Below are 24445 nucleotides of genomic sequence, written 5' to 3' on the forward strand. Positions count from 1 at the left end.
AATCGTTTTTCTGTATTCATTTGGTAAATTTTTACTTTTCCTGATTATTTACCCATGCCGTATGCCCCATCAGGTCACGCATCGCGGTGATGTACTTTTCTTCCGACTCGGTCCATCTCAGTTTAGCCGTTTGTTCCACGTCGGGACCTGCGAGAAAGCGCAGCCGGTCGGATTTATCGCAGGCAGCAGCGTAAATCTGGGCGGCAACCTGATTCTCGTCCGCATTATCAAACGGATAACTCATCATGGATTGCATCATGTGATCAAAATAGGGCTTGTACGATTCCGGAATGGGGATGCCTTGAGTAGCGGACAAGGTGTTCGACGAGAAGTTTGTGGTTCGCATGGCCCCCGGTTCCACAATTTTTACGGAAATATTCTGCGATTCAAGCTCGTACATTAACGCTTCCGACAGCCCTTCGACTGCATGTTTGGTCGCGACATACACCGCCAAAAGCGGGTTTGACGCAAAGCCCATGTTCGAAGTGATATTCACGACGGTTCCGCCCCCTTGTTCGCGAAAGTGCGGCGTAATCGCCCTGATGACGTTCATCGCGCCGAAGACATTGGTCTCGAAAATCCCGCGGATGACATTCATGGGTGTCGCTTCGAAAATCGAGACGATGCTGATGCCGGCGTTGTTCACAACGGCGTCTATCCGGCCGAATCGGGCGATCCCGGCCGCAATCGCCCCCTCGATGCTGGTGGGGTCTGTAACATCGAGCGCCGTTACGAAAATCCGCTCGGGATTTTCCGCCGCCAAACGTTCGTCCGGTTTTCGCATCGTTGCCACGACATTCCATCCCTCGGCTGCAAACTTCCTGGCTGCAGTATTTCCCAATCCGGTCGAACACCCGGTGATCAAAACCGTTTTTGTCATAAAACCATCTCCTTCAATTCATTTGCTGTTGCTTCTTTATTAGCTTACCGGGTGGAAGCGGCTCTAAGTCAACTCCGTATATATGCTCCTTATTAATAAAGGGTTTATTTGACGGGACGTAAGTTCGGACCCTACAATAAGGTTAGAGTGGCTCTAATCCCCCTTATAGGCGGTGAACGATATTTTATGGCTTATACGGTTAAGGAAATTTCGAAAAAAACGGGCATTTCTCCTTATACACTGCGTTTTTACGAGAAAGAAGGCGTATTGCCGACTGTTGACCGGGATGCGAATGGAGTGCGCATGTTTAATGAGCATTACATCGATTGTATTGAGATGGTGCAAGCCCTGCGTTCAACCGGTTTGCCTTTGACGGAAATCAAACAATATGTGGAGCTTTATAAACGCGGAGAGAGTACGCTGCAGCAAAGAAAAAAGATGCTGGCACGCCAGAAAAGCAAAGTGGAGGAACAAATATCGCTTCTAATGAAAACACTGGAAAAGCTCAATTACAAGTTGGCTTTAATCGATGTCCAAGATAATCAATTTGAGAGGCTGCCCTGATTTGAGCTTGAATAACGCAACAGGCGAGTCTGTTCCAACCTTGCGGCGCCGGCATGGAATGGACATAAGGATACATAAGGAGGATTGCCCCGCATGGAAGCGAAGCGCGTCATTTTTGACAAGTTCGGCCATCCCCGGGACGTGCTGCGTGTGGAACGCAGGCCGGTGGAGCGTCCGCGCGAAGGGGAGATTCTCGTGCGGATGAAAGCGCGTCCGATCAATCCGTCGGACTTGATCCCGATTCGCGGAGCTTACGCCCACCGCATTTCTTTGCCTGCGGTTCCCGGTTACGAAGGGGTAGGCGTGGTGGTGGACGCCGGTCCCGGCGTTTCCCGGGAAATGATCGGCCGGCGCGTGCTGCCTTTGCGGGGGGAAGGCACGTGGCAGGAATACGTTGCCGCCCCGGCGCGATATGCGGTGCCGATTCCCGAAGCCGTCGACGATTTTACTGCGGCACAGCTGTATATCAATCCGCTCACGGCTTGGGTCGTCAGCACGGAAACGCTGCAGTTGACGCCGGGCGACGTGCTCGCCGTGAACGCCTGCGGATCGAGCCTTGGCCGGATTTTCGCGCAACTATCGAAGCTGCTCGGTTTTCGGCTGATCGCGGTGACGAGAAACGGCAGCCATACGGAAGATCTCCATAAGCTCGGCGCTTCGCATGTCGTCGATACGGCGACGACCTCTCTTTATCATGCCGTAATGGAGCTTACGGACGGACTTGGCGCAAACGCGGCGATCGATTCGATAGGCGGTCCGGACGGCCGGGCGCTTGCCGAATGCGTGCGGCCGCATGGGACTCTGCTTACCTTGGGGCTTTTATCCGGAGTTCCCGTCGATTGGGCGGAGATTGCCCGGAGAACGAAGATCAACGTCAAGCTGTTTCATTTGCGGCATTGGAATGAACTGGTCTCCGTGCCAAAATGGCACGATACATTCCTCCGCATACTCGCGCTAATAAACGGCAGCAAGCTGGTGCTTGGGCAGCCGGGTCCGTGCTTCGGGCTTCAGGACGTGCGCGAGGCGGTCAGCGCCGCCGAATCCGGACGTGCGGGTGCAGGGAAAGTTTTTCTTGTCGGTTAAGGCGGCCTGCCTGCAAAAGGCGGCTGCGAACGAATGACCGTGCCGGTCAATCCGCCGGCCATACCTTCCCGCTTCTTTCCGTATCCAGGCGATAGTCGGTATATTTGCGCGCGAACAGGTCGCGGCCGAGCTGCTCTGCAGCCGGCACGGGGGCAGCCGGGTCGCGGGCCACTTCGCCCCGGCTGTTGCCGACGCCGCGGACGACGCCGACGAACTCGGAGTGAGTATAGCGGGAAAACTCTTGGAGCTGATGGACGATTCCGAGCGAAGCTCCCGGGTACGTCTCCTCGGAAGATAACACAAGGCCGATGCGCTTGCCGGACATGCGCCGGATGACTTGCGCCGAATCGGGATAGGAAGCGGCATAGTAACAAAACGTGCGGTCAAAGAACGATTTTGTTTGGGCGGACAAGCCGTACCAGTAGACCGGGGAGCAGAACACGACTCCGTCAGCGGGTAAATAATCGTCGAAAAATAAAGAACGAAAGTTGTCGGCGATGGAGCATGTTCCGTCAGGCGTCCGGCATGTCCGGCAGTCGCGCAGAAAACCCGATATGTAATCGTCAATGAACCTCAGCGCCACTGAAGCTCCGGCTTCCTCCGCACCGCGCCGAACGGCCTCGGCCAGGGCGGCGGAATTGCCCTGACGCCGGGGACTTCCCACAAGCACCAGCAATTTTCGGGAATCTGTCTTCGATTTCATCGTTTAGCTCCTTTCCTCGTCGGAGGTAAGCTTCATATCAATTTCCACAAACAAATTGTAATCCAATATTTGCATACCGTATAATGATTGATAATGATGCATCCATCATTATTATTGATGCATTTTTGAAAGGAATGAATTTGTGGAATTGACGGACCTTAAAGTGTTTGTGAGCGTTGCCGAGGAAGGCGGGATTTCCCGTGCGGCGGAGAAGCTGGAGTACGTTCAATCCAACGTGACGGCGCGGATACGCAAGCTGGAGTCGGAAATCGGTGTCGCATTGTTCCATAGACATCCCAAAGGGGTTGCGCTAACGGAAAAAGGAGCCCAGTTTCGCGATTACGCGCTCACGATCCTGAGCCTGGCCGAAGAAGCCGTCAGAGCGGTGCAGGAGAAGCCGCATCCCAGCGGTCCTCTCGTCATCGGAGTGGTCGAAACCGTGACATGCGGCAATTTCATGAACGCGCTGTCGGATTTTCAAAGCAGCTATCCCGAGGTGTCGTTATCCTTGGTAACCGGAACCTCGTCCGAGCTGCTTGCGATGGTGATGGACCGCAGGCTCGACGGTGCTTTCGTGACGGGCGATATTCCGCCCGCACAGCTCATTTTCGAATATACGGTAAAAGATGAAATTAAGCTTTTAACCCACGAAAAGGGTGGCGTTTACCCGGATTTATCGAGCGCGAAATGGGCGGTTTCCCCGAAGGGCTGCCCATTCCGGAAGGTGCTGGAGGAGTGGCTTGACAGCGAAGGAATTTCGCTAAGGAACGTGATTGAAATCGGCTCGCTGGAAACGCTGATGAGCTGTGTCAAGTCGGGGCTTGCCTGCACGCTGCTGCCGGCGTCCGTTCTTAAGGGGGAGTACCGGTCGCTCAGGGCTTACCCGATACCGGAACCGTTCCGCTTCACGAGCACGAGTCTGGTTCGGCGAAGCGACCGGTTTAGCGGCAAAGCGTTTGCGGCGTTCGCCGAAATGGTCCGCGTGAACGGGCTGTAGTATGCCGGATTCGCGGTTATCGGCGACATTGGCCTAAGTGAAGCGAAAAGCCAGGATTCCTTGCCGCAAGAGGCAGGAACCCTGGCTTCATGTTTGCGCTCAGACAGGATTTCAGCCTGCGAACGTTTTGATCACCGTCAGCAGCAGGCCGATCAGAAAGCCGCACAAAGCGCCGTTCACGCGGATCCACTGCAGATCTTTGCCGATTTTGTCCTCCAGCATGGCGATCAAGGTGGCGTTGTCGAGCTTGTCGACGTTTTCCTTGACGAGCACGCCGATTTTATTGTGGTTGTCGGCGATGATTTGCAGCAGCTTTTGCTTGATCCAGCTTTCCGTTTTGTCCATCCACTCGGCGTTCGAGCTGACGCTGGCGATAAGCCGTTTCAAAAACGGCACGGCGAATTCGCCGGCGAATTCGGGCTGCTCTACCGCATGCAGCGCGCGCGCCTTCAGCTTCATCACCATGGAATCGATCAAGTCGCTGTTTTCGGCGTATTCGCCGGCCATCCGCTTCAAGCTTTCAATCCCTTCGGCCAACTCCGGATGCTGCGGGGCATTTTGCAGGGCGGAGCGGATTTCCGTGAGCAGGCTTTGCCGGCCTTCCGACGTTTCTCTGCGCAAATTGGCGGTCCCGTTCAGCAGCAGGCTCTGAATGATGCCTCCCAGCTTGTCCTCAGTCATAAACCCGCTGAACGCGCCCATGGCAAACCCCATAAACCCGCCGAGCTGTATGTTGCCGAGCGCCTTCAGCGCCATCGCGCCGAGCTGCTGCTGCGTCTCCGGCTTGATGATCCACGATTCGGCCTTGTCCAGCAAATAATCGAGCGCCTTGCGGTCCCATCCGCGGTCAATCGCTTCCTGGGCCGCGCGGTCGAATAACGCCTGAACGTCGATCCCTTCCGCAAAACCGCGGGCTTCTTGTTTCAAGACGGCAATGAGCCGCTCGTAAGGCAAATGCTGCAGAATTGCGCTGCAGGCAGCCGTGATGGCGCGAGCCGCTTCCTCCGTGCCGAGCTGATTGTCGGCCCAGTTCAGCATTCTTTCCGCGATCGGAATTCCTTTCAGCTTTTCCGTGATGCTGCGTTGGTTCAGCAGCTCGGTTTCCACGGCGGAAACAAGCGCTTTGGTCAGCTTGTCCCGGTTCTTAACGAGAAGCGACGTATGCGGGACCGGTATGCCGAGCGGGTGGCGAAACAGCGCCGTAACGGCGAACCAGTCGGCAAGCCCGCCGACGAGCCCGGCTTCGAACGCGCCCTGCAAATAAGGGACGATGCCGGTTTGCGGGAGCGGCAGCGTAACGGCAAAACCGGCCGCCATCACTCCCAGCGATATTCCGGCGATATATTTGTTTTTGCTCTCCATATGTACTAAGCTTCCTTTAACTTAAAATGAACAACGGCGGTGTACAGCATTTTGCCCGCATTCGGGTCAAACGTCACTTGGTGCTGAACGGAGTGGACGTCCAGCTGCAGCGCTTTGTTGTTGTCGATCTGCTCCTCCAGCTTCCTCTCGAGCGTCCTCAAATCGTACGCTTCGAACAGCTCGATTTTCGTGTCGATTTTATCGAGGATGAACCCCATTCTTTGTCCCCCCCTCCCGGCTCAGTGCTTGCTCCCTTTATTATACATAGTTCAGGAAGCCTGCTCCAGCCTTTTTCGGCGAAGGCGCCGGACGGATACGATTAGCGCCAGCATGCAGACGGCCAGCGCCGTCCAAAACACCGTATGCAGCGCGCCGAGGATGACATCTGGGTCGCTTGCCGCCCCTTGGCCGCCCGATGAAAGCTGGTGCAGCCTCGTGGTGTACACCGAAACGGAAAAGGATATGCCGAGCACCATGCCGATGTTGCGCACGAGCGCGTTAAGGCCGCCGGCGGTGCCAAGCTTGGGCCTCGGTACTGAGCCCATGATGCTTGAATTATTGGGCGATTGGAACAGCCCGGAGCCTAACCCGAACACGGCGAGGTGGGCACCGACGACCCAAGCGCTTTCCTGTGCGGAAAGCGAATTCAGCAGCGCAAAGCCGGCGGCGTTCACGATCAGTCCCGCAGTCGTCAGGGCGTTCGAGCCGATTTTGTCCGACAGCCAGCCGGAAAACGGAGCGATCACGGCCATCGTCAGCGGATACATCATCATCGTGTAACCCGTTCGCTCGGGTGTGAATCCGAGCACGTCCTGCATGTAGAAAGGCATCATCACATTGGTGAAAAACATCGCAACGAAGCTGAGCAGCGCGGTCACATTGCCGATCGCGAACGGGCGGATGCGGTACAGGCTGAAGTCGAGCATCGGATGTTTGACCCTCGTTTCCCACAGGTAAAAGCCGGCCAGCAGTGCGACCGAGCCGAGCAGGCCGGTCAAGACAGCCGGGGACGACCAGCCGAGGTCCTGCCCGTTCGATACGGTGTAAAGAAACCCGATCATGCCGGCGATAAACAGCGCCGAGCCGGTGAAGTCAAACGGCTCCCGCTGCTCCCTGGCCTTATCCTTCGGCAGCAAAAACCATCCCGCAACGAAGCCGATGATCCCGATCGGGATATTGATCCAGAAAATCGTCGGCCATCCGAACCGGTCGACGAGGATCCCGCCGATGCCCGGCCCCGTAAGCGAGCCGAGCGAAACGACCGTGCCGACGATGCCGAGAGCGCGGCCGCGGTCGCCCTGTGAGAATACGTCGGCAACGATCGCCTGGCTGTTGGACATCAGGCAGGCGGCGCCGATCGCCTGAACGATCCGCGAAGCGATCAGAAGGCCAAGCGTATGCGACATGCCGCAAAACGCCGAGCCGATGGCGAATAAAATAAAGCCGTAATTGTACACCTTGCTGCGGCCGACAAGGTCGGAAATTTTGCCCATGATCGGCAGCGTTGCGCAAATCGTCAGCAAATAGGCGGTCAGCACCCACTGCACCCAATGAATCGGCACGCGCAGCTCGTTTGCCATCGTCGGCAGCGCCACGTTGGCGATGCTGCCGTCGAGAGTGGACATGAACGTGCCGAGCGAAACATTGGCGAGCACAACCCAGCGGTTGTAAGTTCGCGAAGCCGCCTCCGCTCCGCGTTGTCCGTTGCTCATTGTTCCGACTCCTTACGGAAGACCTGAATTAGGATCATTTTTAATGATTATAGCATGAAAAAGCGAGCAAGCCGAAGCGGACGGCACAGGTGCCGCCCGTTTGCCGAAGGCGTGCGGACTAAGTCGTCCGCTGCTCGCCGTCTTGCGCATTCGCGCCTATAATGCCGCAGGAGCCGGGAAAGCCGTCATTTTGCCGCATTTCTTCCAAATGCCCGCGCATCTCTTCGTCTTCCGGCATATCCGCCACCAGCTTGACAGGCGGCTGTTTGAACTTTACCTGCCCTTTTTTCGTGCCCTCGGTCATGAGCGTTCACCTCCGTTTCCGGTCTTGCGGAATGATTCCAATATACCCCGTAAGTGAAAATTGTATGCTTCGGTTGCTGCAAAGGGAGGAACTTGTTGACTGGGAAAGATGCATGCGCCCAAGTTGGGCGGGCAAGCATCCATATGCGCAGGAATGGAATAGACTGTTATCGTCAGATGTAAAAACTTCAGGAGGAGATCAGAATGGCTTACAATCCGAATGTGTACGTGCAGCCTTATCCTTACGGTTATCACCCGTACCCCTATTCGCCGTATTTTTATCACGGGTATCATCCATATTACTACCATCACCATCACCATCATTGGCCGTATGGAAGCTGGCAGGGCGGAGCTTGGCACGGCCATGGCGGCTGGCCGGGCCATGTAAGCGGCGGACATAGAAGCGAAGGCCAGGCGCAAATTTCCAATCTTCGGGTAAAAAGCAAAGCCAAAAAGAAAAAATAAATCCCGCTAACGTACGGGCTACTCCACGGGGAGAGCCCGTACGCTATTTTTCATGAGCAGTTCGGCCTGGTTATCAATAATCGATTGCATCGATGACCCAACGATCGAACGGCGACGTGCGTTTCAACCGGAACGTATAGGTCGTTTTTTCCTCGCGTTTGCCTTTTGGGACGACGCTCACCTTCACCGGAAGCTGGAATATGAGCAGCTCGGGGCTGACCGCGTCTTGTGCGGCGGATATACGGCGGATTTGCGCGATGCGGTCATCCGAAAAATAAGCCAGCTGCGGGTGATCATTTTGTCCGAAAAGAAGCTCGAGGATGTCCGGCTGTTTGTCGCTGGCCGCGATGAAAAACATATCCGCAATCATTTCCGGCGATGCTTTGCCGATATATTCGTTTAATTTGCCGGCGGCTTTGTGCACCATCAGTTGGTGCGCGGGATCTACGCTTTTGGATTTGTGTGTGGCGCTGCCTTGAAAGTGGATGCAGAAGTGTCCTTTAAAACCGTTGCCCGGAATGCCGTCGCCGCCGTGCGGCATGCCGTTCATCGATGCGGCGAGCAGCTCGTCGCCGGCTTTGACCCAAATCGCCCGGCGGCGCCAGCTCCATTCCCCGCCGTAAATTTGCTTCATGATCATCGTATCTTGCTCGGTGAGCGGCTGAACGTCGGCGTGATATTTGCCCGCTCTCCTTTGCACGTTAAAAGTGAGTCCGGTTTCGGCATCGATGACGGAGAACTTCGTTTTATTCGGAATGATCTGTTTGGCCTGCTCCCAAGGAATCAGTTTGCCGTAACGGGGGAGAGCGGGGCTCTCTTTTTTGGAACTCGCTTCTTCGTTTGGCAAAGGGGAAGGGCTTGCGGATAGCGGTTCTGGGAAAACGGCCAAAATACAAAATAAACTGAAGACAACGGTGACGAATCGTTTCAGGATGCTCACTGCAATTTCCTCCGCGGATCGTTTTCTTTCATTTTTTGCAAAGGAATCCGTTTTATGTATGGGAAAGGGCGGCGTTTTTCTGAATGAATCGAATTCTAACATGCCACACTAATGCGTGCTCTGAACAATAAATGGTCATACGGTGAAACGGATGGAACGTTTGCAGTCGGCAATTCGCCGGGGCAGCCTGCTGGCATTAAGGCGGCTGTCCTTGTTTGCGGCCTCATTATGGATTGTCTTTTTGGTGGAGCTTATGAGCAGAAGCGGGTGGCGGGAAACCGTCCGCTGGTTCGTTTTATTTTCCCCTTGCACGATAGTCAACGGACTTGTCGTTCTAAGCTTCCTGCTTCTGCTGTCGGCAGTGACCGGACGCATCCGCGGTTCGTTCTGGATTTTGTCCGCGGTTTTCCTCGCGGCGGGCCTCGTCAACGGGATCAAGACGAACATTTTGGGTGTGCCGTTGTCCCCTTGGGATTTCCTGCTGGCGAGCGAGACGAAAGACATGACGGCGTACGTCTCGGGTTTGTTCAACATCGCGATGATCACCGGGTTCATCGTGTTTATTCCGCTCAGCATGGCGCTGCTGGGCGCGCTCGGCATGACCCGCGGCAGGCTGATGCGGAAGCGCAGGGCGGTCATGGCGCTTGCGGCGATCGTGCTTATGGCCGTCGTATACGATGACGGGAAGCTTTCGTTACAACGGCTGATCCGCATTCAAAATATGGTCTGGGACCCTTCGGAAAACGTGCGGACCAACGGTTTTTTGCTGACGACCTTGATGAACGTCAAGTTTTTGTTTTTGCACCCGCCGGAAGGTTATGACGGCAGCGCCGTTTCGGCGATTACCGCATCGACAGCACCCGTTGTGCCCCAAGGGGACGGTCTGAGGCCAAACATCATCTTTGTGCTCAGCGAATCGTTTTGGGACGCTACCCAAATCCCGGGCGTCTCCTTCAGCAAAGACCCGCTGCCGTTTTTCCATGCGCTGGCGGAGCGCTTTACGTCGGGAACGATGCAGTCTCCGCAGTATGGGGGAGGAACGGCCAACGTCGAGTTTGAGGTGCTTACGGGGAACTCGATGAGATTTTTGCCGCAAGGGTCGGTGCCGTACAATCAATATATCAACCGGAACATCGAGTCGCTCGCCAGCATTCTTGCCCGGCAGGGCTACGAGACGACGGCGATCAGCCCGTTTCACAGCTGGTTTTTCAACAGCAAAAAGGTGTACGAGCATTTCGGGTTTGCGAAATACATTTCGCAGGAGTTTTTCGAACCGGATTTCGAAGGGCCGTTTATGAGCGACCGCGCAGTGGCCAAAAACATCATTGAAGCGACGGAAGCTTCGCCCGGGCCGGATTTCGTATTCGCCAATACGATGCAAAATCATTACAACTATTTGCCCGGCAAATTCAAGGAAAATACGATTTCCGTATCCGGCGTCTCCGGCGAATCGCGAGGGCTGCTGGAAACGTACGCGCAAGGGCTGCTCGGAGCCGACGACATGCTGCGGAGACTGGTCGGGCATTACGGAAAAAAAGCGGAGCCGACGATTCTCGTTTTTTTTGGCGATCATTTGCCGAGCCTGGGGGAAAATTACAAGGTGTATAAGGAAACCGGATTCGTGCAGGAAGACGATCCCGAATTTTACGACAAGCTACACCGCGTCCCGCTTGTCGTTTGGAGCAACTACTTGCCGCAGGATGGCAGGGAAACGATCCGGATGAATACATCGTTCCTGGGGCCGTACATTCTTCAGCTCGCGAAAAGGCCGGGCAATTATTATACGGATTTTTTGACCGAGCTGTGGCGGCGCGCTCCGCTGCTCCCGTCCGAGAGCGGCTATGCCGCGGCCGGCATTAAAGAAATGATGAAAAACTACGAAAAGCTGCAGTACGACACGATGTTCGGCGAGCAATTCGCGTATGGCGAGCGAAAGGATGCTCCGCCTCAAGAGCCAATGGTGCTTGGGTTCGGACCGATGCGGATCGACGGGGTACGAACGGAGAAGATCGGCTACCAGTCTGTGCTCACAGTGACGGGAAGTAATTTTCCATACCGTTCGGTTGTGACGATTGACGGCAAGCAGGCCCAGGCAAAGTGGCGCTCTGCAGGTGAAATCGCGGTCGTTCCCGACGGAAGCCGGCCGCTGGGGGCGCCGATGAACATTCGCGTTTGCGTGAAGGATTCGCGCGACAAAACGATTGCCGAGTCCAATATTTACGTGTCAAGCGAATAAACATGCGGTCCGCAGCTCCGGCGGCGCGGAAACGGCCCCCGGCCGGCATAAATCCGGCAGCTTCGTCCTATTCTTGCCATTTTCCATATGTTACAATGAACGGGCATGAAATAACGAGCTGCAGACAGGAGAGAAGATATGCTTACGATTACGGGCTACAGCGTGGACATGATCAAAGACCCGTTCCGCATTTTGGCGGGAAAACGGTATGAATTTTTGCTCGATATCGAGGTGCCGGAGGATGACGAGCTTTATTCGGACAACGGCCTGTATATCCGGGCGATTTACAGCACCGAGGAAGGCCGCAGCGGAATCGTCAAATACGACCTTCATGAGCGGGGAACGGACCGCTACCTCGAATTCGATCTGGAAGAGGATGAGGAGAAGGAGCTGGAAGCTTTTTGCAGTGAGCACTGGCAGGAAGCGGAGGAATAATGCGGGTGCGGCGGAAAGCCGCGCTCCCGCAGGTTATTATCCGCGCGAGGGTACGGGGGGCTTACGATCGTCCGAACCATGAATACGCGTTTTGGCGAGGCCGATGGCCCTATGCTCCCACAAGGTTTGTTCGACAAATTTGGCTTGCTCCGCGCCGCATTTGACAATCAGGATGACGGAGCCCTGCCTGCTTTTTTTCGTTACGATCTTTTTCCGCTTGATCAAGTTTTTTGCCAAATCGATGGCGAATCCGACCGCAAAGCCGCCGACCGCTCCGGCCAGACCCCAAAAAATCGGACCCCATTCGAGAATGTACCCTCTGGAAACCCCGATGGTCCCGCATATCATAGCCATGAAGAGCCCGAGATCGACCAGAGAGGTTCCGTCCGTGCCGTGCATCGTATCCATCAGCTTCATCTCTTCGCTGCGGGTATCCAGTGGAACGGCGTAAATGTCCCTGATTTCGTTTTCCGCCAATTTGCTGATCGCCAGCTCCAAATAATGGGATTGTTCGAAGGTTGCGAAAATCTGGTTCACGAACATTTTTCTCCTTTTTCAATGACAAATGACGGGGGCTGGTATTTTCTTTTTAAAAAAGTGGACTGCTCATAGTCGAACAGTTTGTTGTAGTTCACCGTATTGATGTACGCGTCGTAGATGCCAAAGAAGTAAATCGAAGGAAAGTAAAGCAGCCACTGCGCCCCGACGATTTCTCCCGATTTGCGGAAATCGCCCATGAAGAAATAATGAAGGCCTTCGATAAAGTTGGAGTTTATCACAATGAGGAGCGTAATGACCAGGGTAAAGACGGCCGAAACGATCCGGTGGATGTAAAGCTGCCCCAGACTGGGAACGGTCATCGACCAAAAGGCGGCAATCCACGGTTTTTTCTTGTCCAAATAATTAATTTCGAGCGGGTTGAACGTGATGGTGGGAAACGGAGCATTTTCCCGTTTGGCCAGAAGATAAAGCTTGTTTTCATCGACCGCCGTCCGGTAGCTGTCCCAAATCGCAAACAAATAGACCGGAATATACAGATAAACGAGCTTTACGTTTAAAACGGCTTTCGCCATTTGAAAATTGCCGGTAAACGTATACATCATCGCCGTATTGAGCAGCGTTTTCTGATTGATGTACAGCTCCCAGACAAATAAGGAGTAACCCCGCAAAAACTTGTGCAGCAAAAGATGTCCGAAGCCGGGGAACGCTGCGGACCATAGGGCAATTATCAAGGGGCTTCGCGGATGAAACTGCACTGTCCCGAACAGGCTGACCCTCGCCAAATAATAGCGGCTGCGGTATTTATTCCGGAAATTGTCCATAGGCGTCCCCTTGTCCGTTGGTCTTGGGGACATTGTTTGCAATTATTTTCCTTTTTATACGAACATCCCGCCCGAGTGGTACTTTCTCGGCATCGTCAGGAAGGCAGCTCGGGCGAAACCGACGCCGTCCGGCGCGGAGCAGGATCGATCGCGAATTTCGGCGATTTGCTTAAGAGAGCCGTCAGCAAAATGAGGAAGCCGGTAATCAGGAAAACGACCGGAATCGAGAGCTGATTCGCCAGCAATCCGCCGAGCAGCGGGCCGAGCATGATCCCGAGCTGGTTGGCCGTCTGATTGAGACTAAAGGCGCGGCCCCGAAAGGCCGGATCGGTAGTTTTCACAATTGCGGCGTTAAGCGCCGGAAACACCCCGGCAAAAAATAAACCGTAGCCGAAGCGAAGCGCTCCGAACCCGATCAGGCTGTGGAAGAAAAATTGCAGCAGGTTGCCGATGCCTCCGGCGAGCAGACCGATAAACAGCACCCTGCCGTAGCCGATCCTTTCCCCGATTTTTCCCCAAAACGGTGCAGCGATAAGCGTGGCGATGCCCACGGAAGAAAAAATGATCCCCGAATACAAAGAAGCGGATTCTTGGCTCGAACCGAGCTGCAGCACATAGATCGTCAGCAGCGGCTCCAAAATCAAGGTGGAAGTGGACGTAATAAACACCATCAGCAAAATAACCATCAGGCAGCGGTTTGAGGACGCTTCCTTCAAATCGCCGAGGACATTGGAGCGCCTGGCTCCCGATTTCTTGAAATTCGGCTCCTTTACCCACAGCAGGGCGATCAGAAATGCGATAAACACGAGCACACCGGCAAGCAGAAACGTATTGCGCGGCCCTATCCAGTGGCTGACCGCTCCGCCGACCAGCGGCCCGATGATCGAAGCGGTCGCGTTTGCGGTCGACATGATGCCGAGCGCGTAGCCGGCGTGTTCCTCCGGCGTATTGGTCGCGACGAGCGCGATCGACGACGGAATGAAGCCGGCCAGCAGCCCCTCCAGTACCCGGGCAGCCAGCATTTCGTACGGGTTGTCGACCAGGTAATACAGAAAATAAGCGCCCGACAGGCAGACTCCCGCCCGCAGCATCATCATCTTTCGCCCGTATTGGTCGGCCAGCGAACCCCAGAAGGGGGCGATCATCGAGCTGGCCAAAAAGGTGACGGCAAAAATCGTTCCCGTCCATATTTCAAGGTGCGAATTCACACCGAGCTCATCATGCAAAAACAGCGGCATAAAAGGTATCGATACCGAATATGCCATGCTGACCAAAAAAGCTCCGACCCATAATACGAAAAGATTACGTTTCCATGAAAAATTCATGACGCGGCCTCCTTGTTGTTGCGCTATTCGTATCATAACACGAAACGATCGGCGTTCGGCGTATTTTTTCCATTTCGGGATATAGTAACTATAAAGATGGGTTAATGTCAGCTCGAAAGGGTGTTGCTATGTATTCCAACATATTGGTCGCTTTCGACGGCTCGGATTTATCCAAAAAAGCGCTGAAACAAGCGGAGCGGCTCGCCGTTCGCCACGAGTCCGGGCTCGAGGTGCTGTACGTGCTGAATTCGCCGGTCATCGTCATCGGAGACGGTATTTTTCCGGCGCCGGAGGCGTCGCGGGAAAGATATGCGGAGCATAACGAGAAGGTGATGGAAGCTGTGAATGCGGAGTTGTCCGACTTTCGCGGCGCGAAGGTTCACATCTTGGAGGGCAACCCGGCCAAGACGATATTGCGTCTTGCCGACCGGATCGGGGCGGATCTGATCGTCGTGGGGAGCAGGGGGCTGACGGGTTTGAACGAGTTTGTGCTCGGCAGCGTCAGCCATAATGTCGTACAGCACTCTAAAGTGCCGGTGCTCGTGGTAAAGTAGGGGATGCCGCCGAACGAGCGAAAACAGGAGCCGCCGCGGCAGCTCCTACTTCTCCGGTTTCGGAAATAATATGCTGAATGTCGTTCCGTTTGAACCGGTTTTAACATCTATTTTCGCGTTGTGGCGTTTGGCGATGTCATAGCAAATGGCAAGGCCGACTCCCGTTCCGTTCGTCTTTGTCGTAACAAAGGGCGTTCCAAGTTTCTCGATCACTTGCTTGGGAATTCCCGGTCCTTCGTCGATCACTCTTAATCCCACGCAGCTTTCGGTTTCAAACGTCTCGATACAGACTTGGCCGCCCGCGGACGTAACTTCCATCGCATTTCGCACCAAATTCAAAATCAGCTGTTTGACCTCTTTGGAATCGAGCATGACATCGGAAACCCGGTTTCGCTTCAACACGAGTTTCTTTCTCGCGATGAAGGCATCGTTCTCCAAAAGGGGGAACAGACGGTCAATGACATCTACGATGTTATCTTGGCTTAATTTCGTCTTTTGCACTTTGGTAAGCGAAAGAAAATCGGAAATGATCTCATTGGCGCGATCCAATTCTTCGAGCATCATGGCGATGATCGATTCGTCCACCGCATGTTTGTTGGTATGCATCAACTGCAGGAAGCCTTTTACCGTCGTTAGCGGATTTCTTACCTCATGGCTGATTCCCGCCGCGAGCTGAGCCACATGATTCAATCGATCCAGCTTCTCGAGTTCGATCCTTAATTGCTCCTGCGAGTTCCGCAGCCGCCGTTTTTCCATCATATAATCCGTAATATCCTCGGAGATGGATATGGCCCCGACGATTTTGCCTTGCTCGTTGAATATCGGCTTGCTGTTCCAAACGGCAATCTTTCGAACCCCATCGGGCCATTGCAATTCCACGACCTGCTTGTTTTCCTTGCCTTCCGAAATCGCTCTTTGTATGGTTAATTCATCGGCAGTCAGCCATCTTCCATGTTCATCGAAAGCCCGAACCGAAGGGGGGACGTCCGCCGACATGGAAAAATCCTCCCCAACGTTAATGCGTAGAAATTTCGCCGCCGCAGCGTTATGTACAATTTTTTTGCAGTTGATGTCCGTGGCGACGGAAACACCGCCGGGAAGATCGAATAACTGAGCGATGATGTCCGATAACTGTCCCTTTACTATCATAGATTCTCCGATCTTACATGCTGTTTTCTGAGGTCATTTCGGGGAAACTTAACTGGAAGTTATATTCGACATCTTCCGGCGGATTCCTGCCGTTTCGCTTAACCGGGCGGTTTTCCCGAAGAAACGAAAACAAAGAAGGCCGCGAACATCGCGGCCCTCGGTATAAAAAATAGGAGGAGAAAGCTTAGTTAATAAGTCCTTTGGTTTTCAGGAAATCGTGAGCCACGGTTTCCGCCTTAAGCCCTTCGGAATCGACCTTTGCGTTGAGCTCCTGCATGTCTTGCTCCGTTATTTTGCCTTCCAGCTTGGCCAGGGCGGTTTGAATTTCCGGATGCTTGCTCAAAACATCTTCGCGGACAAGCGGGCCTGCGTCGTACGGAGGGAAGAAGTGTTTGTCGTCTTCCAAAATGACCAGGTTGTTGACCTTGATTTGCCCGTCGGTGGAAAACGCGTCGATCACATCGACCTGCTTATCGGTGAGCGAGCGGTACATGATGCCGTGATCCATGCCTTTGACGTCTTTGAAATTCAGATTGTATATGTTCTGGAGCCCCGGATAACCGTCGGGTCTGTCCTTGAATTCGAATTCGCAGCCTAATACCAGAGTTTCCGATACTTTGGCAAGATCGCTGAACGTTTTCAGCTTATATTTGTCCGCCGTTTCTTGGGTGACGGACAGCGTATATGTGTTGTTGAAGCCGAACTTGCTCGGGAACACCAGGTGATCTTTTTTCAGCAGCTCCTGTGTTTTCTTAAGCGTTTCTTCGGAGGTTCCGGTTTTTTCCTGGTAGTAGTTGGCCGTAATCGTGCCTGTATAATCCGGATACAGCTGGATATCGTTGTTCAGCAAAGCTTTCCATGCGACGTTGGAGCCGCCCAAATTCACTTTGCGGACCACTTTCAAATCGGTGCTGCTTTCAATGATGTCGGCCATCATGTGAGCGAGCAGAATGTTTTCGGTAAAATTTTTCGAGCCGACGGTGATCGACTCCTTGCTTTGGGAAGCCGCGGGGCTGCCGCAGCCGGCTGCAGTCAGGGACAATGCGATCGATATAATCACGGTCGTTATTTTTTTTCTCATTGGTTGCTCCTTCCGGGTTAATCTACAAGTTTTATATCTTAAGGCCTCGCGGAGTGCTCAACCGTTCCATCGAACCGAGCAAAAAATCAAGAGCCATCGCGAGCACCGCCGCCGGCAAGGCACCTATCAGCACCAAGGCGTCAATATTCCGCGTGATGCCGAGAAAAATAAAATCGCCCAGGCCTCCGGCTCCGATGAACGCCGCCAGCGTCGCCGTGCCTACGTTGATCACCGTGGCGGTGCGGATGCCGGCCATAATGACGGATAACGCGAGGGGCAGCTCCACTTTGAACAAAATTTGCAGGTTCGTCAGCCCCATCCCGCGAGCCGCCTCGATGACCGAACGGTCGACTTCCATAATTCCGGTGCACGTATTGCGGATGATCGGCAGCAGCGAATACAGAAAAAGTGCGGCGATAGCCGTTTTCATGCCGATGCCGAACAAAGGGATCATGAATCCGAGCAGTGCCAGGCTCGGTACGGTTTGCAGAACGCCTGCGCCGCCAAGGATGCCGGTTCTTAACGAGGGGACCCTCGTGATCGCTATGCCGAGCGGAATCCCGACGAAGACGGCAATCGCCATCGACATAAGCACCAGATCGATATGCTGCAGCGTCGCAAGCCAAAGATCGCCGCTGCGCATATCGAACTGCTTCAGCAGTTGTTCCCACAAGCTTTGGTTCATAACGCCACCTTCCTTCCTGCCCATTGATTGGCAAATGTGGTAAGCAGGCTGGATCTTGTCACGACCCCGCTGATTCTCATATCCGCATTCAACACGGGAATGACCCCGAAGCGCGTTTCGGTTATCGCAATCAATGCGTCCTGGGCGGTTGCGTCTTCATCCAGGATGCGGTCTGCTGGCGCGATGATTTCATCAATCGTCGCGATGCGGTCCATACAAGCCTGCAGCTCGTAGGCGGAGACGATGCCCTTCAGCTTGCCTTCGTCGTCACCGACAAGCAGCGTATCGGTTTTGCGCTGGCGCATGAGCGACAACGCTCGGGCCGGTTCGAGGGAAGGAGAAGCGGTGGCGGGATTCTCGCGCATGATTTCCTTCACCGAAATGAACTCGGGATTTTTATAAATGCGGTTTTTTCCGATGAACGTTTCGACAAAACCATGGGCGGGCTCGCGCAGCAGCTTTTCCGGCGTATCCATCTGCAGCAGCTCTCCGTCCTTCATGACCCCGATCCGGTCGGCCAACTTCAAAGCCTCATCCATATCGTGTGTGACGAAAACAATCGTTTTGTTCAGCGATTTTTGCAGCCGGATAAGCTCCTCCTGCAGCTGCTCCCGTGTGATCGGATCAAGCGCCCCGAACGGCTCATCCATCAGGATGATTTCCGGATCGGCCGCAAGCGCCCGGGCGACGCCGACTCTTTGCTGCTGCCCGCCGGACAGCTCGCGGGGGTAGCGGCTCGCGTAGGCGGACGGCTCCAGGCCGATCATCCGCAGCAGCTCGCGGGCGCGCTCTTTTCTCGCGGCTTTGTTCCAGCCCTTCAATTGAGGGACGAGCGCTATATTTTCCTCGATCGTATAGTGGGGGAACAAGCCGATCTGCTGGATCACGTAGCCGATATTCCGCCTGAGCTCCACAAGATTCTCCTTGAGGATGTCTTTCCCTTTGATGCGGATCGTCCCGCCGGTATGGGGGATCAGCCGGTTGATCATCTTCATCGTCGTCGTTTTTCCGCAGCCGCTCGGTCCGATAAAAACGATGAATTCTCCTTGCTGGATGTCAAAGCTCATCGACTTGACGGCCGCCGAGCCGTCGGGAAACGTCTTGCTGACCTGATCGAAAGTTAGCATCTTTTCGACCTCCTTTTTTCTTTTGTTTTAAAGTTAGCGAATAATTCCTTACATTCATGATAACAGACCGACTCCAAGCTGACAACCCAATATAACGAAATAAGTTGTTAGTATCAATTTTCCAAACGTGATTTGTCGCCGTCACGGTTGTCCGGCGCTCGGGGAGACAACTTCCTTTTTCATGTAAAACCAATAAAAGCACCCGGCCGCCAGCAAGGAGACGACGAAGCAGCCGACCCACGGCAGCCAGCCCGCTCCGAGCCCGGTTCCCGTATCGTACAGCCATCCGCCGAGCGAGGTGCTGAGCGCTCCGCCGACGGCCATCGCGTACCCGTTAAAGCCGTAATAGGAGGCGAGCTTGCCCGGCGGAGCAAAGGAAGGGATCGCATCAAGCAGCAGCGGGGCGGCAATCATCGTGCCGACGGCAAACAGCACCGAGCAGGCGCACATCGCGGCAAGCCCGTCCGCCATGCCGAACAGCAGCAGGCCGAACCCCATGCACAACGTGCCCGCGCCGATCGGCAGAAAGCGGCTGGGGAACTTTTCCGCAAGCCGGGTAACCCGCAGCTGAAGAACGATTACGGAAACCGAGACCGTGGCGTAAATGTAAGCGACGCTTGTCTGATCTCCGGTTGCAATCGCCGCCGCCCGCGGAATCGTTAAATAGAGCTGCATGTACAAAAAGTAGTAACCGACCAAAATCAGCGTGTACAGCACAAACGGGACGTCCTTCAAAATGGAGACGATATCTTCGGCAACGTTGTGGCCGTGTATGTCCACTTCCAGCGGACGAAGCCCTTTCAGCACGTACAGCGCCAGCACGAAATAAATGAGGCCCGTTCCGAGCGACAGGAAGCGGAAGTCGAGCGACAGAAGCAGGCTTCCGAGCAGCGTGGAGGCGATCATCGCGATGTTGACGAGCATGTTTTTAAGGGAAAACAGCGGCTTGCGAAGCTCCTGCGGCGTCAGCCTGGCGAACGCCGCCTGAAACGCCGGCTCGAACAAAGCGCCGCCCAGTCCGGACAACACCGCGCTGAGAAAAAATTGCCACAGCTCGCTGCATACAGCGAACGATCCGAAGCCGGCCGCGCGCACGAACAATCCGGCGACCAAAGTCGGCTTGCAGCCCAGACGGTCGGCGAGCAGACCTCCGAGAAACGTAACACCTTGCTGGGAAAGCTGCCGCACTCCGAGCAATACTCCCGTCAATGCCAAGGACCAGCCGAAACTTCCGGTTAAATAGATGCTGAGATATGGAATAAATGAATAAAAGCCCAGATTGACGCAAAGCACCGAGACGAGCAGCACCTTGCTTTCCCCCGAGGCCGATCGCCAAATATGATAAGCGTTCAAGATCCGATTCCCCCCCATTTGAACACACTCTAAAAAAAACAACCGAATGCCGAAGCAGCGGTTGTTTTTTTCCTGCCCGTTCGGCCGCTCACTCAGCGGCGGGACGGTTAATAAATTGTTCCGTTCTTTGATACACCTTATCGTCGCCGACGACGACCAGGATATCGTTTTCCAAAATGATCACGTGGGGCCCGGGGGAAATCGATACGTTCGTGCCTCTGCGCAGGGCGACGATGGTCGCGCCGGTATTTTGCCAAAACTGCAGCTCGGCTATCGTTTTCCCGACGATATGAGATTCGCCCAGAACCGTGATTTCGACCGGATGATACGGCTTCAGGTTCTTAAGCCGGTCGGACGCTTCGATAATTTCGGTCAGCAGCACCTCGAATTTGCGGTCGATGTCTTTTTTTGCCTCCAGCAGCTGTTCCAGATCCTGGCGCAGCGAGTAGACGGATTTCAAATAGTTGTTTCTCGTGATGTAGTCGTAAGCGTTTTGCGCCGAAACGATAATGATCTCCTTGCCTTGCGAAACGGAGACGATATTTTCGTCCCTCAGCAAGCCTACCGCTTTGCGGATCGTTTCCGGGGAAACCCGGTATTGGCTTGCGAGTAAGGTGCGCCCGGAAATTTTACTGCGTACGGGAAACTCCCCGCTCACGATTCTTTGGGCGATATCGAGCGCTATCGACTTATAGCCGGCCATTTCCTGCATATGTATCTGTGCCCCTTGGTTTCGACGAATGGACTGCCAATATATATTCTAAGAATACTCTTATTTGGGCGCAAGGTAAATGGGGGAGGGACAAGTCGTCAGACCCTCGCCGGGGCAGGATGTTCAGGGCACGGACATGTTATTTTTTCAGTTCAAACGCTTCGGCCAGCAGCTGATAGGAACGGATGCGGGCCGCAAAATCGTGAACGGGAGTGACGACCATCAGCTCGTCTGTCCGAAACCGCTCGCTGAGCGCCAGCAGCTGTTCCTTAACCGTTTCGGGCGAGCCGACAAAGCGGCGCTGGCGGCCCCTGCGGATGATATCCATATCCAGCTCGGTGTAAGGATAGTCATAGGCCGTTTCCACCGAAGGCAGGGAATCCTGCTCCAGACCGCGCTCCAGCCGCAGGAAAAACAAATCGGAGCTTGCGGCAAGTCGGTTCGCCTCCTCGTCCGTCTCGGCGCAAATGACGAGCACGGCGGCAAGGGACATCGGCTTCTCCTGATAAGGGGAAGGCCGGAATGCTTCGCGGTAAAGGCGGAATGCTTCATCGCCGCCCGTCACGCCGAAAAATTGCGCGAACCCGTAGGAGACGCCCAGACGGGCGGCGATTCTCGCGCTTTCGTTGCTCGATCCGAGCAGCCATACCGGCGGCGCCGTCGCGATCATCGGCGATGCTTTAAGCCTGGCGTACGGATGATCTTCGGGAAGAGCGTCATGCAAATAAGCCATTACATCGGTCACCTGCTCCGGGTAATTGTCGATGTCCGAATATTTGCCTTCCTGCAAAGCACGCGTGGACAGAGGCAGCCCTCCCGGAGCGCGGCCAAACCCGACATCGATACGTCCCGGATGAAGAGCCTCGAGCAGCCGGAAATTTTCAGCGACCTTGTAGGCGCTGTAATGCGGGAGCATCACCCCGCCGGAGCCGAGCCGGATGTGCGACGTATGCGCGGCCAAATGGGCGATCAGCACCTCGGGGCTGGAATGCGCGAGCGCTTTGAACGCGTGATGCTCGGATACCCAGAAGCGGGTATAGCCGGAATTCTCGGCCTCCTGGGCGAGGCGCGTCGTTTCGGATAACGCGTCCCGGGCCGTGCGGCCTTCGGATATATGCGATTGATCGAGCACGCTGAGTCGGATCAATGGGGACACCTCCCGATTCGTATGAATTAAAGTTATGTTTTCATAGCCGGCCATTCGGCATACGTATAATTGACCAGCGGTTTGCCTTCCTTGTAATAAAGCGAAGGGGCCAGCAGCACGAAAAAGATATGTGTCTTCGGAAAACCGCGCTGCTCCAGCTGGTCATTCAGCCATTTTGCAATGACGTCATGCGCCTCCTGGGGACGCGGGAACATCAAAATTTCCACATACTTCGGAAGATCGGAAATCGGCTGCGAAGAAACAAGCTCGATTTTGACGATGTTTTCATGAACCCCCATGATGACGGACAATTGTTGTTTGAGCAAAGGAGAAAAGGACTTCAGAAAGCCCTCGTCAAACCCATGGAATCGGATAAACGGCATGCCACATTTCCTTCCTGCGATAGCTAGTCTGCCTCTTGCTTCAAAATGTCCCGCACGCATTCGCGGAGCTGCTGCAATTCCTGCTTAAAGGCTTCCATCCGACGCAGCTTCAGCTCGATCATCGCGATTTCCTCCCGCAGACCGCAGTCGATTTGCTCGAGATCGGCTTTTCTCTGCTCCCGGTCGGATGATGTGCAGAACTTGCTCTTATGTTCCTCAATAATATCGCTTAGTTTGACAAATTGCTGGAGCTCCTGCAAGGAAAAACCGAGAACCTCTCTGGCGATCAGCAGCTTCTTGATCCGCTCCACGTCTTCGCCCGAGTATAAACGGACGCCGCCGACCGTTCGCTGCGGCGGGGAAATAAGCCCGATTTCCTCGTAGTAGCGGATCGTTCGTTTCGTCAGCCCCGTTTCCTTGGCGACATCGTCGATTTTTAATTCCTTCACGCGGTTCTCTCCTAAAAGTTTTTGCACCGGCCAAGACCGGCATCGGAAGCATAAGCTTAGTTTTTTCGGATGATATGGTTCATTATAGAAAAAGTTAACGTTTACGTCAACGTGATGGGGTCATACCACCGTTTTTTTATTTCCTACCCAGCTTCGTATATATGCTATAAAACGGCAAGCTTCATCCCGGTCAAGTACGATTCCGTCCAGCGTAAACGAAAAGGTGTTTAAAATTTCCTCGTCAGACTTTGCCAGCATGCTTACAAACAACTCAACATCCGGATCTGTGATATTATGGCGTTCTTCAAGGCCTGCGTCCGCGGCGCTATTTTCATCCGCCTGGCCGGGTTTCCCGTTTCGTTTGTACATCATCATAATCCTCCTTATTCGGTAACATGAAATATTATTGAAAATAACGGCTCGCTTCCTGCAGCAATCCTTTCAGGCCGATTTGCGGCGTATGCTGAAGAAGCCCGCTCGGCAGCTCCAAAAATTGCTTGACGTAATATTCGTCAAACTGAGCTCCCGCTTGAGCAAGAAGCTCGCGTTTCGCCTCGTCGATCGAAATCCCCCGCTTGTACACACGGTCGGTAGTCATGGCGTCAAACGCATCCGCAATAGAACACATTCGGGCCAGCTCCGGAATTTCGTACCCGGACAGCCCTACCGGATACCCTTTTCCATCCCAACGTTCATGATGATACATCACGACCTCAAGCAAAGGATGATGCATAATTTGGTGCTCGAACAACAATTCGATCCCGAACGAGGGATGGGATTTCATTTCAAGCCATTCGTCATTCTCCAGCTTGCCGCGCTTCCGCAAAATATCGCCCCGGATACGCAGCTTCCCGATATCGTGCATACAGCAGCCTAATATAAAAACGAGCCGTTTCTCCGGTTGATCCGCCATGCAGGAGGCGGCCCAGATTTGGGCCAACCCGGCCACGCGCATAACATGACGATACGTATCCCCATCGTGCTTCGACAACATCGTCAATAGGGATTGAAATCCGTTCCGCACTTACAGGTTCCCCCTTAATATGACATTTTTCGTTTCTAATCTTTCACTTTTTTTGATACATTTAACTAAAAAATGAATTTGCTAGAGAGAAGGAGAGAACACATGTACCGCATACTGCTTGTGGACGATGAGTATGAAACAAGAAATGGACTATCCCATTATTTTCCATGGAGTGAAATTGGATTCCACATTGCCGCGCAAAAGGAAAACGGAAAGGAAGCGCTGGAATATATGGAGTGGCATCCTGTCGACGTGCTGTTAAGCGATATCCGGATGCCGATCATGTCCGGCCTTGAGCTCGCCAAAGCGGTTATGCTCAGAAAATGGCCGACGAAAATCATTTTGCTGACCGGGCATAAAGATTTTGAATATGCCAGGCAAGCGGTCAATCTCGGGGCGTCACGTTTTATTACGAAGCCAAGCTCTTTCGAAGAAATCAGAGATGTTTTTTAAG

Annotated in this window: 29 protein-coding genes; 8 read left to right on the forward strand and 21 right to left on the reverse strand. The window is 54.1% G+C overall.

What is annotated here, in order from left to right; translation table 11 throughout:
* Positions 1 to 31: 31 nt before the first annotated feature.
* Positions 32 to 880: an SDR family oxidoreductase gene (locus tag MYS68_RS04475; protein WP_248924672.1), complete on the reverse strand. Its 849-nt coding sequence runs from the start codon at positions 878 to 880 to the stop codon at positions 32 to 34.
* A 186-nt stretch (positions 881 to 1066) separates the two neighbouring features.
* Here MYS68_RS04475 and MYS68_RS04480 point away from each other — a divergent pair, with 186 nt between their 5' ends.
* Together MYS68_RS04480 and MYS68_RS04485 are read left to right on the forward strand one after the other, a co-directional pair.
* Positions 1067 to 1444 carry a MerR family transcriptional regulator gene (locus MYS68_RS04480; protein WP_248924673.1) on the forward strand — a complete coding sequence of 126 codons (378 nt, stop codon included), beginning with the start codon at positions 1067 to 1069 and terminating at the stop codon, positions 1442 to 1444.
* Positions 1445 to 1537: 93 nt separating this feature from the next.
* Positions 1538 to 2527, forward strand: coding sequence for a zinc-dependent alcohol dehydrogenase family protein (locus MYS68_RS04485; protein WP_248924674.1), 990 nt, complete (start codon positions 1538 to 1540; stop codon positions 2525 to 2527).
* Between the two features lie 46 nt (positions 2528 to 2573).
* Here MYS68_RS04485 and MYS68_RS04490 read toward each other — a convergent pair whose 3' ends face one another.
* Complete coding sequence (locus MYS68_RS04490) at positions 2574 to 3230, reverse strand: flavodoxin family protein (RefSeq protein WP_248924675.1); 657 nt, start codon at positions 3228 to 3230, stop codon at positions 2574 to 2576.
* A gap of 142 nt (positions 3231 to 3372) precedes the next feature.
* Here MYS68_RS04490 and MYS68_RS04495 point away from each other — a divergent pair, with 142 nt between their 5' ends.
* Positions 3373 to 4227 (forward strand): LysR family transcriptional regulator, encoded by an 855-nt coding sequence (locus tag MYS68_RS04495; protein ID WP_248924676.1) that lies wholly within the window; start codon positions 3373 to 3375, stop codon positions 4225 to 4227.
* A 111-nt stretch (positions 4228 to 4338) separates the two neighbouring features.
* On the opposite strand, the gene MYS68_RS04500 is transcribed toward MYS68_RS04495, so the two are convergent.
* From MYS68_RS04500 to MYS68_RS04515, 4 genes are all read right to left on the reverse strand, one after another.
* Positions 4339 to 5589 carry a DUF445 domain-containing protein gene (locus MYS68_RS04500; protein WP_248924677.1) on the reverse strand — a complete coding sequence of 417 codons (1251 nt, stop codon included), beginning with the start codon at positions 5587 to 5589 and terminating at the stop codon, positions 4339 to 4341.
* 5 nt (positions 5590 to 5594) lie between these two features.
* Positions 5595 to 5807 (reverse strand): YrzA family protein, encoded by a 213-nt coding sequence (locus MYS68_RS04505; protein ID WP_248924678.1) that lies wholly within the window; start codon positions 5805 to 5807, stop codon positions 5595 to 5597.
* 51 nt (positions 5808 to 5858) lie between these two features.
* Positions 5859 to 7301: an MFS transporter gene (locus MYS68_RS04510; RefSeq protein WP_248924679.1), complete on the reverse strand. Its 1443-nt coding sequence runs from the start codon at positions 7299 to 7301 to the stop codon at positions 5859 to 5861.
* A 118-nt stretch (positions 7302 to 7419) separates the two neighbouring features.
* Positions 7420 to 7605 carry a hypothetical protein gene (locus MYS68_RS04515; RefSeq protein WP_248924680.1) on the reverse strand — a complete coding sequence of 62 codons (186 nt, stop codon included), beginning with the start codon at positions 7603 to 7605 and terminating at the stop codon, positions 7420 to 7422.
* A 203-nt stretch (positions 7606 to 7808) separates the two neighbouring features.
* Between MYS68_RS04515 and MYS68_RS04520 the strand changes: the two genes are divergently transcribed.
* The gene (locus MYS68_RS04520; protein ID WP_248924681.1) at positions 7809 to 8069 is read left to right on the forward strand and encodes a hypothetical protein; all 261 of its coding nucleotides are present in this window, start codon (positions 7809 to 7811) and stop codon (positions 8067 to 8069) included.
* Between the two features lie 73 nt (positions 8070 to 8142).
* Here the strand turns inward: MYS68_RS04520 and MYS68_RS04525 are convergent, their stop codons facing one another.
* Entirely contained in the window at positions 8143 to 9009 is an 867-nt protein-coding gene (locus tag MYS68_RS04525) for a hypothetical protein (protein ID WP_248924682.1), read from the reverse strand.
* A gap of 151 nt (positions 9010 to 9160) precedes the next feature.
* Here MYS68_RS04525 and MYS68_RS04530 point away from each other — a divergent pair, with 151 nt between their 5' ends.
* Positions 9161 to 11245 carry an LTA synthase family protein gene (locus MYS68_RS04530; RefSeq protein ID WP_248924683.1) on the forward strand — a complete coding sequence of 695 codons (2085 nt, stop codon included), beginning with the start codon at positions 9161 to 9163 and terminating at the stop codon, positions 11243 to 11245.
* A 138-nt stretch (positions 11246 to 11383) separates the two neighbouring features.
* Complete coding sequence (locus MYS68_RS04535) at positions 11384 to 11680, forward strand: DUF6509 family protein (RefSeq protein ID WP_248924684.1); 297 nt, start codon at positions 11384 to 11386, stop codon at positions 11678 to 11680.
* A 36-nt stretch (positions 11681 to 11716) separates the two neighbouring features.
* Here MYS68_RS04535 and MYS68_RS04540 read toward each other — a convergent pair whose 3' ends face one another.
* From MYS68_RS04540 to MYS68_RS04550, 3 genes are all read right to left on the reverse strand, one after another.
* Positions 11717 to 12217, reverse strand: coding sequence for a hypothetical protein (locus tag MYS68_RS04540; RefSeq protein ID WP_248924685.1), 501 nt, complete (start codon positions 12215 to 12217; stop codon positions 11717 to 11719).
* Positions 12214 to 13002, reverse strand: coding sequence for a hypothetical protein (locus MYS68_RS04545; protein WP_248924686.1), 789 nt, complete (start codon positions 13000 to 13002; stop codon positions 12214 to 12216). The genes MYS68_RS04540 and MYS68_RS04545 overlap by 4 nt, the downstream gene beginning before the upstream one ends.
* Before the next feature lie 95 nt (positions 13003 to 13097).
* Positions 13098 to 14438, reverse strand: a complete 1341-nt coding sequence (locus tag MYS68_RS04550; RefSeq protein ID WP_338043664.1) for an MFS transporter — start codon at positions 14436 to 14438, stop codon at positions 13098 to 13100.
* 17 nt (positions 14439 to 14455) lie between these two features.
* Between MYS68_RS04550 and MYS68_RS04555 the strand changes: the two genes are divergently transcribed.
* Entirely contained in the window at positions 14456 to 14881 is a 426-nt protein-coding gene (locus MYS68_RS04555) for a universal stress protein (protein ID WP_248924688.1), read from the forward strand.
* A 45-nt stretch (positions 14882 to 14926) separates the two neighbouring features.
* On the opposite strand, the gene MYS68_RS04560 is transcribed toward MYS68_RS04555, so the two are convergent.
* The 11 genes from MYS68_RS04560 to MYS68_RS04610 form a co-directional block, all read right to left on the reverse strand.
* The gene (locus MYS68_RS04560) at positions 14927 to 16030 is read right to left on the reverse strand and encodes an ATP-binding protein (protein ID WP_248924689.1); all 1104 of its coding nucleotides are present in this window, start codon (positions 16028 to 16030) and stop codon (positions 14927 to 14929) included.
* 184 nt (positions 16031 to 16214) lie between these two features.
* Positions 16215 to 17111 carry a glycine betaine ABC transporter substrate-binding protein gene (locus tag MYS68_RS04565; protein ID WP_248924690.1) on the reverse strand — a complete coding sequence of 299 codons (897 nt, stop codon included), beginning with the start codon at positions 17109 to 17111 and terminating at the stop codon, positions 16215 to 16217.
* A gap of 31 nt (positions 17112 to 17142) precedes the next feature.
* On the reverse strand, positions 17143 to 17796 hold the full coding sequence (locus tag MYS68_RS04570; protein WP_248924691.1) for an ABC transporter permease: 654 nt from the start codon (positions 17794 to 17796) through the stop codon (positions 17143 to 17145).
* On the reverse strand, positions 17793 to 18923 hold the full coding sequence (locus MYS68_RS04575) for an ABC transporter ATP-binding protein (RefSeq protein WP_248924692.1): 1131 nt from the start codon (positions 18921 to 18923) through the stop codon (positions 17793 to 17795). The genes MYS68_RS04570 and MYS68_RS04575 overlap by 4 nt, the downstream gene beginning before the upstream one ends.
* 141 nt (positions 18924 to 19064) lie before the next feature.
* Complete coding sequence (locus tag MYS68_RS04580) at positions 19065 to 20276, reverse strand: MDR family MFS transporter (protein ID WP_248924693.1); 1212 nt, start codon at positions 20274 to 20276, stop codon at positions 19065 to 19067.
* An 88-nt stretch (positions 20277 to 20364) separates the two neighbouring features.
* Entirely contained in the window at positions 20365 to 20988 is a 624-nt protein-coding gene (locus MYS68_RS04585; protein ID WP_248924694.1) for a GntR family transcriptional regulator, read from the reverse strand.
* 139 nt (positions 20989 to 21127) lie between these two features.
* A complete protein-coding gene (locus MYS68_RS04590) occupies positions 21128 to 22135 on the reverse strand; it encodes an LLM class flavin-dependent oxidoreductase (RefSeq protein ID WP_248924695.1) in 1008 nt (335 codons plus the stop codon).
* Between the two features lie 32 nt (positions 22136 to 22167).
* Entirely contained in the window at positions 22168 to 22518 is a 351-nt protein-coding gene (locus tag MYS68_RS04595) for a DUF1904 family protein (RefSeq protein ID WP_248924696.1), read from the reverse strand.
* A 23-nt stretch (positions 22519 to 22541) separates the two neighbouring features.
* The gene (locus tag MYS68_RS04600) at positions 22542 to 22967 is read right to left on the reverse strand and encodes a MerR family transcriptional regulator (RefSeq protein ID WP_248924697.1); all 426 of its coding nucleotides are present in this window, start codon (positions 22965 to 22967) and stop codon (positions 22542 to 22544) included.
* Between the two features lie 120 nt (positions 22968 to 23087).
* The gene (locus tag MYS68_RS04605) at positions 23088 to 23339 is read right to left on the reverse strand and encodes a hypothetical protein (RefSeq protein WP_248924698.1); all 252 of its coding nucleotides are present in this window, start codon (positions 23337 to 23339) and stop codon (positions 23088 to 23090) included.
* Positions 23340 to 23370: 31 nt separating this feature from the next.
* Positions 23371 to 23991 (reverse strand): HD-GYP domain-containing protein, encoded by a 621-nt coding sequence (locus MYS68_RS04610; RefSeq protein ID WP_248924699.1) that lies wholly within the window; start codon positions 23989 to 23991, stop codon positions 23371 to 23373.
* 102 nt (positions 23992 to 24093) lie between these two features.
* Here MYS68_RS04610 and MYS68_RS04615 point away from each other — a divergent pair, with 102 nt between their 5' ends.
* Positions 24094 to 24444: a response regulator gene (locus MYS68_RS04615; RefSeq protein ID WP_248924700.1), complete on the forward strand. Its 351-nt coding sequence runs from the start codon at positions 24094 to 24096 to the stop codon at positions 24442 to 24444.
* Position 24445 lies beyond the last annotated feature (1 nt).

Source organism: Paenibacillus hamazuiensis (assembly GCF_023276405.1).
Lineage (GTDB): Bacteria > Bacillota > Bacilli > Paenibacillales > NBRC-103111 > Paenibacillus_AF > Paenibacillus_AF hamazuiensis.